We start from the raw sequence: 15251 nt of genomic DNA on the forward strand, positions 1-15251 counted from the left end.
ATCTATTCATAGCATGGAGAGAACCTTGGCGAACATAGCAGCCGCAAGCCCGCTGCCGGCAGTCATGTAGTTGTCCGGATCAGAGTGGTCGAAGCCCATCCATACCGCTGCAGTCCATCTAGGGGTATAGCCTACAAACCATAAATCCCTGTTGGCCTTGCCGGGGACTCCCGGCAGATCCAACTGCGTGGTTCCTGTCTTACCGGCGACTGTAACATTCATTCGCGCCCGTCTGCCCGTCCCGTCACTCACTGCCTGACGGAGCATGGCAGTCATATCCGCTGCGGTACGTACCGAAATGGCTTGCTGCGGCGCAGCGACATGTGAATACACCACCTGGTTCTGCGAATTCCTGATACTACGCACCAGATACGCCTTGTTAAGAATGCCTCCATTCGCAAAGACGGTGTAGGCTTGAGCCATCATGAGCGGAGAAACCCCGCTATGCAGACCTCCAAGGGCAATGGCCAGATGGTTGTCTTCTGCAGCTAGTTCTATTCCCAGCTTGGCGGCAAACCCACGGGCATGGCTGACCCCCACCTGCTTCAGTAACCATACCGCTGGCGCATTAATGGACTGCTGCAGGGCAACCCTCATGCTCACCTGCCCACGATATACACCGTTCAGATTAGCCGGACTGTAGCTGCCATAGGTTGTTTTAATGTCAGGCAGGAGACTGTCCGGCGTATACTTCCCGCTCTCCAGCGCCGGCCCATAATCTATAATGGGTTTGAGCGCGGAGCCTGGCTGCCGGGAAGGAGTTACGGCTCTGTTCAGACCGCCTGTACGCGGGTTTCGCCCGCCCAACAGTGCAGCCACTTCACCGTTATGCTGGTCCATGATGACCATAGCTGCTTCAGCTCTCTGGTTTTTGCCATCCGGCGGAAATGCCTCCTCCTGTGAGAATGCCAGCTCCATAGCACGCTGCGCCTCAATATTCATTCCCGTAACCAGCGTATATCCGCCTGTGTACAGCTCCTTTTGCGATAACCCTGTCTGCCTCATTGCTTCCTTAACCGCCGCATCCATATACGACGCCCCTACGATCTCTGTCTTGTCCCTAACTGGTGGGATATAGGGGCCTGTCATGGCTGCCCTCATCTGCTCGGTTGTTATCAGCTTGTGCTGCTGCATAATCCGCAGGACCAGATCCCGTCTGCCTGCTGACAATTCAATGTTGTCTACCGGATTATAGATGGAGGGTCCTTTAGGAATAGCCGCTAGTGTTGCGATCTGCCCGATCTCCAAATGCTTCAAATCAGTTATACCAAAATAACGCTCCGCTGCAGATTTCACCCCATATTGCCCTTGTCCCATATAAATTTGATTGAGATACAACTGCAGAATCTCATCCTTCGATAACTGCTTCTCCAGGGCCAATGCTATCGAGGCTTCGTTCAGCTTACGCAGCAGATTCTGCCCCCGGTTCAGATACAACCCTCTTGCCAGCTGCTGGGTGATGCTGCTTCCACCCTCAGATACCCCCATCCGTACGGTATTATTGACTAATGCACGGGCTATTCCCTGGTAGTCCAGGCCTTTATGGCTGTAAAAACGGCGGTCCTCTACAGCAATGAAAGTATCTATGAGCAGCTGCGGCATTTCTCCTAGTCCTGCTTTGATTCGATAGCCCGTTTCAGGCAGCGGTATTCTCCGCAACACTGTTCCGTCAGAGGCCATAATGACGCTTGACTCCGGTAAAATCATTTTCTCCGGATAACGGTCCAGCACCAGCTTTCCATACTGACTCATATATATAATTCCTGCTAGCATAAGAATGGCAAGGATGACTGTCAGATCAAAAACGGTATAGCAAATACGTAGCAGGAATCTCCGTCTTGTTCCCATACTCATACCTGCCGAGTCCAATTCTCCAGAAGCTTTTCCAGTCCCAACGCCTCGTGCTTAGCCATCACCAGATGCTGCAGAACTGCACCGGGGATAATACAGACCTCTTCCTCTGACTCCGCCACTGTCTGTTCCAGCGTGCGGATCAACGCCCGTGTCCGTAAAATAAGCGCTATGAACTCTTGTGCATCCGGCTCCGGCATTTGTATTTGCGGTGCAGGAGCCGCTGCCGGCCGCAATCCGGCCTGATGAATCCGGCGCATACTGGCAGCCAGCCGTCTTAATTCCCCACCCGATTGTACCTCAAGGTCCGTAAGCTCACAGGAGCCGTGAACCGCCAGTTGTTCTGCGGCGCGCAGCAGCGCGGTGGTATCGTTGGCTGCTTTTTGTGAACGGAGCAGGAACAGCCCTGCACATACAACGGTGAACATCATGACAGCCGCCGGTCTTGCACCGATATGATTGATGATCCAATGCATGAAACGGACAAACAGCGCAGCCGATTCTGGCGTATACCAGGAGTAGAGCATAGTAAAAACCCCCCGCATAAGCAGCAACAGCCCTGCACTAAGCAGAGCGCTACCGCAGAATATGTAGAGGTAAAGTGTGCGGATCGTGTGTATTTTTGACATCAGCCAATTTCTCCTGCCTCCCCGGGTCTCATCCCATAGCCCAAGGATATCGGCTAAATCTTAAGAAACACCATTGCCACTTCTTAAGAAATACTGAAGATTGTCAGGAGGATACCGGAAATCGGGTAACAAAGTCAGTTCGGGATCTGGTGCTGTGAGCCGTAATCTCCCCATGGTGCCTTTCCACAATTCCCTTGGCAATCGCCAGACCTAATCCCGATCCCCCGGTAATCTGCGATCTGGAGCGCTCCGCCCGGTAGAACCGCTCAAAAATATGTGGAAGATCCCCCTCCGCAATCATCTCGCCGAAATTGCTGATCCGCACAACTGCATCGTTACCTTCACAGCTGAGTCCAATCACAAGCCGTTTCCCGTCCTTCCCGTACCGGATCGCATTGGCAATCAGATTCTCATACGCACGTACCAATTCATAAGGAGCCGCTTCAATCCACAACGATTCGGTATCATCCTGCAGTTCATAAGTCATGCCTTCACGGGTCAGTGCCGGAACCGATTCCTCCGCAAGCTGGCGCATAAATGCCTTGAGATCGAGCCGTTCCAGCACTAACGGCAGTCTGCTGCTGTTAACCCGCGTGTATTCAAACAAGTCGTCAATCAGCTTGCGCAGCACCAATGACTTCTGATAGGCAATCCCTACATAGTAACGTATCTCCGTCTCTTCCCGGCAGCGGTCCTGCTCAATATACTCCAAAAAACCAAGAACTGAGGTCAACGGAGTGCGGAGATCATGCGATACACCGGTAATCAGCTCGTTTTTGGACTCGACAGCCTTGCGTTCTTCCAGCAGCGAATGCTGTAGCCGCTCAGACATGATGTTGATGTTCTCTGCAAGTACCCCCAGCTCGTCCGACGTTCGAACCTCAATCCGGTGCGATTCATCAAGCTTTGTGATCTGCTGGATACCGCTGGTGATCTCTTCGAGGTACGAGACGATTTTACGCGTATAGATGAAGAAGAAAATCAGAAAGCTGGCAATCCCGACAGCAGTCATCAGCGGCGCTGAACCGATATGGTTGATGATCCATTTCAAAGTAAGTGAGTACAGCGCGGAGGGCTCCGCCGGCTCAAGATAAACTAAGGAATTGACCAGCCGATAGCCAGCCAAAAGCAGAGCTGCCCCCGACAAAATGCTCAGCACAAAGGCCCAGATAAACTTCCAGCGGATAGTGCTTATATATTTGGTGTTCACTACAGTTCCCCTCAGCTTTCAGGATGGATGATCCAGTTTGTAGCCAATGCCCCATACGGTCTGCACATAACGGGGCTGCTTTGCGTCCAGCTCAATTTTGTCGCGGATATTGCGGACATGCACCATCACGGTATTGCCACCATCCAGAAAAGGCTCATTCCACACTTTCAGATAAATCTGCTCCATGCTGAGCACCTGTCCCTGATGCCGCGTCAGAAGTTCCAGGATAGAAAACTCGCGGGGTGTCAGCTTCACCTTGCGATTGTCCACACTTACCTCATGCCGAAGTGTATCTATCAGCAAATCTTCAAAGATCAGTTCATGCTCATTCGTTCTGGCAGAAGTGTCCCGATTCAATTTATGGTAACGTCGCAGCTGCGATTTGGCCCGCGCCACCAGTTCCAGCGGATTAAACGGCTTGCCCACATAATCGTCTGCACCGATGCTGAGTCCAAGGATTTTGTCCATATCGGCATTCTTGGCGGAGAGCATAATAATCGGCATGTTGCGCTCTTCACGAATCTTCATGCAGGCGGCAATCCCATCCATGTGTGGCATCATCACATCGAGTATAATGAGATCCACCTCTTCCTTGCCAAGGCATTCAAGCGCCTCTCTTCCATCAAATGCCTTAAGCAGCCGGTACCCCTCATTGCGAAAATAGATATCCAGCAGTTCCACAATCTCCACTTCATCATCCACCAGCAGTATCGTTTCTTGGTTCATGGGCATTTAATCCTTTCCCTAGCTCTTTCCATTAGTCTATAAGAAAAAGTTCAGAGAAGGCAACCATACGGTCAGGCTTGATCGGGATAATATTATTCAGCGGTGTTTTTTTGCGGTACAATTAGTTAAAACTTAAATTAATATGATATTGGACACTTATTCATCAAGGGAGGGACTGCAGGTGAAAAAAATATTGACCGGCATCCGCAAAGGATACGGCAAGAAGCTCGTCTCGATTCACTTGTGGAATGCCTGGCTGGTCTTAATCCTTGCCGTTAGCGGTCTGATGCTGGTAGGCGGCTTCTGGAGAGAGCTGCTGGGTGAAGGCAGAGTGTGGCTGAAGTGGGGCCATATCGTGTTCGGTCTGGTGCTGTTGATCCCTGTAGTCTATTATCTGCTACTGGCAGCGAAGCACTGGAAGCGGCTCAAGGGTAAACCTGCGCAAAAAGCCAACGTCCTCTTCGTGCTGACGCTTTTGATCGGCTGGCTGATCTCAGGGGTTGTACTCTGGCAGTTCAGGCTCGCCGGGCCGAGAGCAGCGAATACTGCGTTATTCATCCATGATCTGCTGACCTGGGTCGGCCTGCCCGTAATCATCTATCACTCCATTACCCGGGTGAAGTGGCTGAAGGAGCCCAAGAAGCGCACGATTGTGGCAGAAGCTGTACCTGTAAAAGAGACCTCTTCTCACGCAGAACGGGCGCGGCGCGCGGCTCCTTCTGAAGCCCAGCCTATGTATTCACGCCGCGGGTTCATTAAGGTTGCGGTAGGCGCCGGGCTTGCTGTCACGCTCGGCCCTACTTTTGTCCGCTGGATCGGTAAATCCCTGCAGTTTCCGGGTACAGCCGACTATGCGGCAACCAATGCCAATGCATTGATTCCTGACCCTGTTCCGCTGGCGGAATCTGCACCTCCTATCGGCGGGGGAGCCGAGGGCAGCTTTCGGGTATATACGGTCACGGCCATTCCCGCGTTCGACAACTCCAACTGGTCTTTTACTATTGATGGCCTGGTGGATAAGAAGCTGAGCTGGAACTGGGAAGAGTTCGTTAAGCTGCAGCGTGAGGTGCAGGTCAGTGATTTCCACTGCGTGACAGGCTGGTCTGTGTACAAAAACACATGGGAGGGTCTCCCCCTCTCGAAGCTGCTCGATATGGCCGGTGTGCAGCCTGGGGCCGTCATGGTCAAGTTCTACTCGGGAGACGGTGTCTATACGGACTCACTCACTCTGGATCAGGCAAGGATGGACGATATCATGGTGGCTGTGATGCACGATGGCAAACCTATCCCCAATCAGCTCGGCGGACCGGTTCGTCTCGTTACTCCGCAAATGTATGCCTATAAATCGGTTAAATGGCTGAACCGCATTGAGTTAATCAATGAAGATTATGTCGGGTATTGGGAACAGCGGGGGTATGACAAAGATGCCTGGCTGCCGGGTGCCAAGCGGGTGTAGTTGCAGCTCCTGCCTTTTATCCAATTAAAAAACCTCCTTTCCCAATTAGGGAATTTGGAGGTTTTTTGTTCTTGCTTAATGGATCACAGGCTTTTGAAGGAAGCATCGTACAGGCGGAACATGGTTTTGTAGCCGGACTCGTCAATCTTGATTCCAACGTCCAGGCGACCCGATATTTCCAGCGGACCTGAGGTGTGGCGGAGCTTACTGCCTTCAGGAACAAACACAATCATAATCTTGTTCCAGTAGGTCTCATCCCCATTATCGAACGGACACTCTGCACCCGGTTCGGGAATAAGCAGGAACCAGTTTTTCTCAAAAGAAAGGACCTCGCCCATGAATCCCTTAATAGTGACCTGCTGACCGCTAAGATCCCAGAAGTGCTCTGAGGGCCGGGTCTGATCGTCTCCATCAAAAAAACCGTTCCAGTCTATGGCTGTATTCCCTGTGGAGGCAGCAACCACTGTAGCCGTTGCCGCTGGTGCCGCAGACGGAGACAGTGACGTTGGCACGCTCAATACCGGAGCAGATTTCGCCTTGACGGATTCTGCTCCAGTGCCGCTTCCCTCGGTACCCTTAGACGCTGCTGCTGGGCGGGGGCTTTGTACAGAAGATGAGGCTGCCGGACTCGGAGTAGTAGTTACGGTCTTCCCAGGGGTCTTCCGGGAAGCCGTCTCAACAGGTGCAGCAGCAGGCGATGGAGACGGCTTGAACGTAACCGTCACCTTGGATCCGGCATCCGTACCTTTGGATGGAACAGCAGACGCAGCAGCTCCGCCCCTGGTAACTGGAGCAATGGCCTGCGGGGAAGGGGATGCTGACGACTCAGCTTCCACCGTGACTTCCGCAGTGCTCTGCGAGGCTTCCGCCACCGCTGCAAAGGATTCCCCGTTGCCTTCGGTAGCAGTATTCTGGCCACATGCCTGAAGCAGCAGCAGACCTATCACAGCTCCCGACAGCAGAATCAGTCTTCCTTGTAGTCGTATCAATTGAACGTACCTCCTATGATTTGAACAAGGCGAGCGGATGCATCCGGTACATCCGGAAGGCTGGTCCAAGCGAGGACAGCAGACCTATAGCCAGCGCCCCAAGCACAATAAGCCAATGCTCCGGTGTCCAGTGGTAGGGCTCGATTTGAATGCCCGCCTGCGAGAACAGCATGTCCCTCAGCAGATAAGCTCCGAGATGACCGGTCACAAGCCCCGCGATAAGTCCGGTTGCCGTTACGAGCAGGCCTTCTGTGGTCAGGGAGAGCCATACGTAGGCCCGTGATTTTCCGAGAAGACGCAGTATTCCGACATCCTTGGTCCGCTCTGAGGCTGCTGCAACAAGAGATAATAGAATCGCAATACCTGCGAGCAGCACACATATAGCCGTCAGCATCCCCAGCAGCCGGGAGCCCTGATCCACTGCATTCAACACATCGGATACGGCCTTGCTGGTATACACCGCCTGAACACCGCCGCTGCCATCGAACGCCTGCTTCAAATCATGGGCCCCCAGCAGACTAGCCGGCTTAACCAGCACTGCCGTAATCTCCCGCTCCTCAGGCGCCAGGCCATGTACAGCCCAGGCATAGTCCACCGTTGTAAAGACCGCACGGTCATCCGGAGTATGGAGTTCTGGAAGAATCCCCGCTACCCTATACCGAAAATCCTCATGGGCATGCCCGCCTGATTCTCCGGCTGCATGCTCCTCCTCATGACCCTCCTCATGCTCAGGAGCTGCGGATTCGTGGTCTTCTCCCTGCACCAGTCCATGCGCTCCCGCAAAAGTATCGCCTACCTTCAGTCCCAGCGACCGGGCGACGTAAGAGCCTACAATCGTATCGCCAGTATCGGCATACATCTTACCTTCCTCTAGCCTGCTGCCGCCGTAGCGGGTGAAGAAGTACCCGGAATCTATCCCGACAATTGGATAGCCCTTGTAGTTGTCGCCTGTAGTCATCGCAAAGGCAGCTTCCACGGACGGGTCACGCCGTGCCTCATCCAGCACAGCAAGCGGGATATTCCCGGTTGGTGCGCCGATATGATAAAAGGTATTGAGTACCAGCTGTGTCTCACTGCCCGCTGCGCCTATGACAAGATCAAAGGGGCCATAGCCTTTCTTGGCCCCCTGCTCTACACTCTGCCGGGACAAAACAAGCAAGACAATAAAGGCCACTGTAATGGCCACGGCGCACACGGTAAGCAGAGACAGGAACCGCCGGTGCAGCACATTGCGGAGGGTGAGCCGGAACAGGCTCATAGTGAAATCCCCTCCCTGTCTATCCCGCTGAACGAAGACCGCTGCCGGGGGAATGTCTCCCGGTGCACTTCGTTGATATCCTGAATGTTCAAGCGGTGCGGAAACCGTTCAGCCATATTGAGGTCATGGGTTACCACGATTAAGGTGTGTCCATGCGCTGCGCTAAGCTCCAAGAGCAGAGAGGATATCTCATCGGCCGTCTCCCAGTCCAAGCTGCCTGTCGGTTCATCTGCCAGCAGAAGCGGCGGGTGATTGACCATGGCTCTTACAATGGCAACGCGCTGCTGCTGCCCGCGTGAGAGCTGGGAAGGCAGATGCCTTCCGCGGCCCCCCAGGCCCACCTGTTCCAGCCAGCCGTCCACTATACGCCGTCGCTCCTTTTGCGGAAGCCGGGCCGTCATGGCAATCTCGACATTCTGCCGCGCGGTCAGCGAGGGAATCAGATGGAAGTCCTGCAGCACATAGCCGATAGCAGAAGCACGGAAGGCATCGCGCTTCGCCTCAGTTAACTCGTGAAGCGGCTGTCCATTTACGGTAATTCTGCCGCCATCTGCACGCATGATGCCGCTGATCAGGTGCAAAAGCGTGCTTTTACCGGACCCGCTGGGTCCGGTAATGGCTACGCGCTCTCCCTTTTCAACCTTCCAAAGCGGGATATCAAGAATCGGCACAGCTCTGCCGTCCACTTTGAATTGTTTGGTTACATTCTGAATCTGGAGCAATAATAGCCACTCCTATCTGAGGACAATACGTTCGGATAGCGCATCCCAGGTTAAGGTCGCACCCTTCAACTGGTTGAAGGCACTAAGAGGAAGGTAGAGTACGTTATTATCCACATCCACCGTGTATGCGGCCGCTTTGCTGTTCAGCTTCGCTGTTTTACCTGTCAGATCGACGTCGATCGTATTCTTTCCAAAAGCCAGCTTGGCAGCAGAGGTGTTCCCTGTATAGGTTCCTCCAAGCGCCTTCACCAGTGCCTGTGCCGGGTAGAGCACCTCATTGTCGCGGCTGATTTTGAATTTCGGATAGACATATTTCGCTTGCAGCTCTGCGGAACGTTTGTTCAGATCAATTCCCAGTATGCCTGCTCCTGCCGTTGCGATCTGCGTATTGTCAATCTGTCCCTTCACCTTGTCAGCAATCGGGCCATACGCCCACACCCCAACATCCACCGCAGAGTGGCCGTGACCCGACCAGCCGACCAGCAGACGCTTGGAAATTACTGCATTATATGCGCCTTCCCGTTTGTACGAAGAACCGTCGCCATTCATAATCTGGGTAACTTCCTCATCCGTCAGATCTGTAATCCAGGTGTTTGCCGTTACGATCTTGCGAATCTCTTCCGGTGCCTGTGCGGCTTCAAGATCGGCTGCCAGACTCTCGGAGGAGTGCTTCTGCTTGTTCCACAGATCGATGTTAATCTCATAGATATTGTCACGCGAGAGTGAGAGGCCGCCTGTCTCATGGTCAGCCGTAACCACTACGGAGGTGTTGCCATTTTTCTTCGCAAAATCAACAGCTGCCTTGAAGGCTGCGTCGAAGTCAAGTGCTTCCTGCACCATAGTCGGCAGATCGTTGGCATGACCGGCATGGTCGATACGCCCGCCTTCAATCATCATAACGAAGCCGTCTTTATCGGCGGACAGAATATTCAGTGCCTTGGAGGTCATCGCCGCCAGGCTCGGAATTTCCGGAGTGCGGTCTGGAGTATAAGCCACATGGGAGTTACCGAACAAACCTAACACCTTGGTATTCTTGGAAGTAAGTGCATTTAAGGCGGTGGTATTCTCAACTACCGTGTACCCTTTCGCTTTGAAGTCAGGCAGCAGGTTCTTATCTGTACGCTTGCCCTTCTCCTCCTTGGTCAGGAAGAACTGCTTCCCGCCGCCCATCAGCACATCCACTCCGCTCTCCAGATACTGCGAGGCAATCGCCGATTCGTTGTCACGGTTACGGACATGGGAAGCATACACGGCTGGTGTGGCATGGGTGATACGGGCAGTGGTCACAAGGCCTGTGGCCTTGCCCACGCTCTCGGCAGCTTCAATAATGGAAGCAAAGGGCCTCGAGACATCCTCATTAGAGACGCTGATGCCTGCGTTATAGGTTTTATGACCTGTAGCAAATGCAGTACCGGCAGAGGCGGAGTCTGTGACGATCCCGGATACGATTTTACCGCTGTCCTCTCCCCGGTCTGCATATGTAGTAGCTTGTCCCACGTAGTATGGATCGAGGTTCAGGTGCTTGACTCCCTTGGTATATTGCTGAAAATATCTTGCCGCAGACACTTGGGCCGGGCCCATGCCGTCGCCGATCAGAACAATAAGATTCTTAGACTGGGCCTTGGCAGCGCCCCCGGAATTCACCGGGCTCTTGGCCGCACCTGCAAGGGTTGCTCCTGATACTACGGCTGCCGCCAATCCTCCAACAATCATGCCCTTCATTAACTTGTTCATCATATACCCCTTCCTCATTGTGACGGTTCTAATCCCAAGCTTACCTTGGAAAGATTAACTAACTGTCAAAATAAGTATGGAGTTGTATTAAATTATCAAGTGTTCACACGTACAAAAAAAAGCCCTGTCCCCCTCCGCCGTCAGGCAAAGGAGTTACAGGACTCTGTATACACTCTATCCATTGATCGTTCTCACCTTACAACTCCAGCAAGCGGATCAGCTCGTCTTCATCTTCGATGACCTTGACCCCCAGTTGCTGAGCCTTGGCCAGCTTGCTGCCCGCCTTCTCCCCGGCGATGACCAGGTCAGTCTTCTTGGAGACGCTGCCGGATACCTTGGCTCCCAGAGCTTCCAGGCGTTCAGCGGCTTCTTCGCGGGTCATTTTGTGCAGCGTACCTGTCAGTACAACGGTTAAACCGCTGAAGTAGGAATTGGTAGCAACTACACGCGGAGCTCCAGCCCCCTTGGCCTCTACCCCCAGCGCCCGCATGCGGTCGATGCTAACCACTACGAACGGGTCGGCAAAATAATTCACGATGCTCTCCGCCACAATTCCCCCGATATCCGGCAGCCCGGCCAGCTCCTCTGCTGTAGCAGACATGACTGCTTCCAAGCTGCGGTAATGGTCTGCCAGCATTCTTGTTGTGGCTTTACCGGTATTAGGAATGCCAAGCGCATAGAGGAAGGATGCCAGATCTCTGCTTTTGCTGTCTTCGAGTGCCTTCAGCAGATTCGCCGCCTTCTTCTCCCCGAACCGCTCCAGCTTCACTAACTGGTCGAAGGTTAGCTCATACAGATCCGCAGGCTCCCGTACACTAAGTTCCTCATGCAGCTGAGCCGCCGTCTTCTCACTGAACGTCTCAATATCCATGGCATCTCTGGATGCAAAATGGGTAATCCGGCTGACAATCTGCGGCTTGCAGTCAAGCTTGTTATTGCAGAACAGATGAGCACCGCGCATCTCCAGCGGGAACCCGCAGGCCGGACACTCCTCAGGGAATAGGATCTCCCCGCCATCACTCTCTTCTGTCACCTTGCCCAGAATCTCCGGGATGACATCATTGGAGCGGCGGATGAACACCCGTGTGCCCAGTGCAAACTTCAGATTCTTGCGCTCAATATCGCCCACATTGTTAAGGGTGCAGTTCTGTACCGTAACCCCGGCTAGTTCTACAGCCTCCACCCGCGCGAGCGGAGTCACTTTGCCGGTGCGTCCGACATTCCAGCTGACGGATTCCAGAATGGTTGTGGTCTCTTCCGCCTCGAATTTATAGGCAACGGCCCAGCGCGGGAACTTGTCGGTATACCCCAGCGCCTCACGGATGCGGAAGTCCGTGACCTTAATCACTGCTCCGTCAATCAGATAATCCAGACCGGAACGGCTCTCTTCAATCTCTGCCAGCTGCTCGGTCACATCATCGAAATTGCTGAAGTAGTTGAGGTAAGGGTTAACCTTGAACCGGTTGCTGCGCAGGAAATCCATCATCTCCTGATGATCGCCGAACTTCACGCCCTCTGCATACCCCACATTATAAAAGAAAGCATTCAGCCTGCGGTCGGCAGTCATCTTGGGATTCAGGTTGCGCAGCGCGCCCGCCGCACCATTGCGTGCATTCTTCAGCGGCTCTGCTGCGCGGGTATTATAATCCGCCAGTACAGACAGGTTCATAATCCCCTCGCCCTGCACTTCAATAACGCCTTCCTTGAACGGGATATTCAGCGGAACGGACTTGATCGTCTTCACCTGAGCCAGAATCCCCTCACCTGTCACCCCGTTGCCGCGGGTAGCTGCTTGTACAAGCGCCCCGTCACGATAGGTCAGGTTCAGCGTCAAGCCGTCGAACTTCAGCTCCACGGCATAACACGGCTCCGGCAGCGGATTGTCCGGGTTCTTGATGTTATAATCATTCACCAGCTTCAGCACACGGGTGTTCCAGGTACGAAGCTGTTCAATGTTCTGCGCCTTATCCAGACTCCACAGCGGTGCCAGATGGCGGTGCGGTGTGAAGCCCTTGAGCAGCTCCCCGCCTACCCGCTGGGTCGGAGAATGCGGCAATACCATTCCGCTCTCCACTTCCAATGCTACCAGCTTATCGTAGAGCACATCATATTCCTTGTCGCTGATCTGCGGGGCATCCAGCGTATAGTAGTGATAATTGTACTGATTCAGCTCGGCGACAAGTTCTTCCATCGTGAACATAATATCCATCCGGCACATCCCTCCGTCAAATGGGTTTCCTACGGTTAGCGTGATCCAAAAGCACTGCCGTTAATCGCAAGCTTGATTTATTCAACTTTGGTGATCGGCGCAAAGCCGGCCAGCAGCCGCTTGACGCCTACCGGCGCCGGGAAGGCAATCTGCAGCTCCGTACCGTTGCCGCTGCCCTTCACGGCTACAATGGTGCCGATGCCCCATTTGCCGTGGGAGACCTTGTCGCCTGCCTTGAAGCCTCCGGCCTCCGCAGCCGCCCCGGCTCCGCCCGTCGTGCGCTGCGCGCCTCCGGTCGTTACCACAACACGGCCCGCGCCAGGCACCGCGCTTGCCGAACTGCCGCTGCCGAAGCTGGCGGACCCGCCGCCTCCCGGCGCGTTCCCGGCAGCAGCGGTGCGGCTGCCGAAGTTCCCACGGCTGCCTCCGCTTCCTCCGAAGCCGCGGCCGCCATAGGCACCGCCTGCCTCCGCGCCTCCGCGCCGGAAGCGGTCCGATTCCCGGACCGTATCTTCCTTCAGCTCCTCCGGAATCTCCTCCAGGAAGCGGGACGGCGCATTCGCGTTCGTCCGCCCGAACAACGTGCGCATCCGTGCGCAGCTGAGGAACAGCTGCTTCTCCGCACGGGTTATGCCCACATACGCCAGCCGGCGTTCTTCTTCCAGTTCATCATTGTCCTGGAAGGCACGGCTGTGCGGGAACACCCCTTCCTCCATCCCGATGATGAAGACGGTCGGGAACTCCAGCCCCTTCGCGCTGTGCATCGTCATCAGCACCACCGCATCGCTGCGTTCCTCTTCATCGTTCACACTGTCGATATCCGCGATCAGTGCCAGATCGGTCAGGAAGGAGACCAGCGACTTGTCTTCATTGTTCTTCTCGAACTCCATCGTAACAGACAGGAACTCGTCAATGTTCTCCAGGCGTGAACGGGACTCCAGCGTATTCTCATTCTGCAATTCAAGCCGGTACTGCGACAGCTCGAGAATCTTCTCAGTCAGCTCTGTCACCGAGAGGAATTCCACCATCCGGTGCAACGCTTCGATCATATCGTAGAATTCCACCAGCGTGTTGCGGGTCCGTCCGGCGAACCCGAGATCATCCACCGTCTGCAGCGCCCGGAAAATCGACACGCCCTGGGCAGCAGCCGCTGCCGCAAGCTTGCCAACGGTTGTATCTCCCAGCCCGCGCTTCGGAACATTGATAATCCGCGTCAGGCTGATATCATCATCAGGATTGGATAACAAGCGCAGGTACGCCAGCAGATCCTTAATTTCTTTACGGTCGTAGAACTTGATCCCCCCGACAATCTGGTAGGGAATATCCGATTTGATCAGAATTTCTTCTATTACACGGGACTGGGCGTTCGTACGGTACAGAATCGCATGATTCTGGTAAGCCTGTCCCTGCTTCACATTCTTGCTGATCTCCCCGGTGACGAAATATCCTTCGTCATGCTCAGTGTCACCGCGGAACACCTTGATCTTCGCGCCTTCATCGGAGTCGGTCCACAGCTTCTTGGGCTTGCGGCCCGTATTGAGGGCAATCACGCCGTTGGCGGCATTCAGAATATTTGAGGTGGAACGGTAATTCTGCTCCAGCAGAATCGTCTGGGCTTCGGGGTAATCCTCTTCGAAGTTCAGAATGTTCGAGATATCCGCCCCGCGCCAGCGGTAGATGGACTGGTCACTGTCCCCTACCACGCAGATCCGGTGATGGCCTTCAGCCAGCATCCGGCAGAGCATGTACTGCGCCCGGTTTGTATCCTGATACTCATCGACATGAATATACTTGAACTTCTTCTGATAGAAATCCAGTACATCCGGCTTCTCCTTGAACAGCTCGATCGTCTTCATAATCAGGTCATCGAAATCCAGAGAGTTGTTGCTTCTCAGCCGGTGCTGGTATTTGGTGTACACTTTAGCAACCAAGCCTTCAAAATAATCGCCGACCTTCTGCTCATACTGCGCCGGTGTGATCAACTCATTCTTGTTCGTGCTAATAACAGCCTGGATGGCCTTCGGCTCGAACTTTTTGGTATCGATATCCAGATCCTTCATACAATTACGGATAACGGATAGCTGGTCTGTCGAATCCAGAATGGAGAAATTCGAGGTGAAGCCGATCTGATCAATATCCTTCCGCAGAATCCGTACACACATCGAGTGAAAAGTGGATACCCAGATATCCCGGCCTTCCGGCCCTACCAGCTTGGAGACCCGATCCTGCATCTCCCGGGCGGCCTTATTCGTAAACGTAATCGCCAGAATCGCCCATGGCGGTGCCTTACGGTTCGCAATCAACCAGGCAATCCGGTGGGTCAGCACGCGGGTCTTGCCGCTGCCTGCGCCAGCCATGATCAGCAAGGGGCCTTCAGTTGCTTCTACAGCCTGACGCTGCGGGGGATTCAGACGGCTTACGGCGTCCTGTATGTTAACAAGTTGCATGTGTTACATGCTCCTTTCTG

11 protein-coding genes are annotated in these 15251 nt (G+C 54.1%); 1 reads left to right on the forward strand and 10 read right to left on the reverse strand.

Features of this window, described 5'->3' with window-relative positions; translation table 11 throughout:
• Nucleotides 1-6: 6 nt before the first annotated feature.
• The 4 genes from NYE24_RS16570 to NYE24_RS16585 all read right to left on the reverse strand — a co-directional run bounded on the left by NYE24_RS16570 (nt 7) and on the right by NYE24_RS16585 (nt 4416).
• On the reverse strand, nt 7-1752 hold the full coding sequence (locus NYE24_RS16570; protein WP_342479102.1) for a PBP1A family penicillin-binding protein: 1746 nt from the start codon (nt 1750-1752) through the stop codon (nt 7-9).
• 98 nt (nt 1753-1850) lie between these two features.
• The gene (locus tag NYE24_RS16575; protein WP_342479103.1) at nt 1851-2480 is read right to left on the reverse strand and encodes a hypothetical protein; all 630 of its coding nucleotides are present in this window, start codon (nt 2478-2480) and stop codon (nt 1851-1853) included.
• A 103-nt stretch (nt 2481-2583) separates the two neighbouring features.
• On the reverse strand, nt 2584-3690 hold the full coding sequence (locus tag NYE24_RS16580) for a HAMP domain-containing sensor histidine kinase (protein WP_076161164.1): 1107 nt from the start codon (nt 3688-3690) through the stop codon (nt 2584-2586).
• 18 nt (nt 3691-3708) lie between these two features.
• A complete protein-coding gene (locus tag NYE24_RS16585; RefSeq protein WP_342479104.1) occupies nt 3709-4416 on the reverse strand; it encodes a response regulator transcription factor in 708 nt (235 codons plus the stop codon).
• Between the two features lie 181 nt (nt 4417-4597).
• Between NYE24_RS16585 and NYE24_RS16590 the strand changes: the two genes are divergently transcribed.
• Entirely contained in the window at nt 4598-5872 is a 1275-nt protein-coding gene (locus tag NYE24_RS16590; protein ID WP_036694774.1) for a molybdopterin-dependent oxidoreductase, read from the forward strand.
• Between the two features lie 83 nt (nt 5873-5955).
• Here the strand turns inward: NYE24_RS16590 and NYE24_RS16595 are convergent, their stop codons facing one another.
• The 6 genes from NYE24_RS16595 to pcrA all read right to left on the reverse strand — a co-directional run bounded on the left by NYE24_RS16595 (nt 5956) and on the right by pcrA (nt 15231).
• Nucleotides 5956-6861, reverse strand: coding sequence for a hypothetical protein (locus tag NYE24_RS16595; protein ID WP_342479105.1), 906 nt, complete (start codon nt 6859-6861; stop codon nt 5956-5958).
• 13 nt (nt 6862-6874) lie between these two features.
• Nucleotides 6875-8119 (reverse strand): FtsX-like permease family protein, encoded by a 1245-nt coding sequence (locus NYE24_RS16600; protein WP_342479106.1) that lies wholly within the window; start codon nt 8117-8119, stop codon nt 6875-6877.
• Entirely contained in the window at nt 8116-8841 is a 726-nt protein-coding gene (locus tag NYE24_RS16605; protein ID WP_342479107.1) for an ABC transporter ATP-binding protein, read from the reverse strand. Before NYE24_RS16605 ends, NYE24_RS16600 begins: the two co-directional genes overlap by 4 nt.
• A gap of 12 nt (nt 8842-8853) precedes the next feature.
• Nucleotides 8854-10593, reverse strand: coding sequence for an alkaline phosphatase (locus tag NYE24_RS16610; protein WP_342479108.1), 1740 nt, complete (start codon nt 10591-10593; stop codon nt 8854-8856).
• 178 nt (nt 10594-10771) lie between these two features.
• Nucleotides 10772-12784 (reverse strand): NAD-dependent DNA ligase LigA, encoded by a 2013-nt coding sequence (gene ligA / locus NYE24_RS16615; protein ID WP_342479109.1) that lies wholly within the window; start codon nt 12782-12784, stop codon nt 10772-10774.
• Between the two features lie 77 nt (nt 12785-12861).
• On the reverse strand, nt 12862-15231 hold the full coding sequence (gene pcrA, locus NYE24_RS16620; RefSeq protein ID WP_342479110.1) for a DNA helicase PcrA: 2370 nt from the start codon (nt 15229-15231) through the stop codon (nt 12862-12864).
• Nucleotides 15232-15251: the final 20 nt, after the last annotated feature.

The organism is Paenibacillus sp. FSL H7-0350, assembly GCF_038593195.1.
Taxonomy (GTDB): Bacteria; Bacillota; Bacilli; order Paenibacillales; family Paenibacillaceae; genus Paenibacillus_AQ.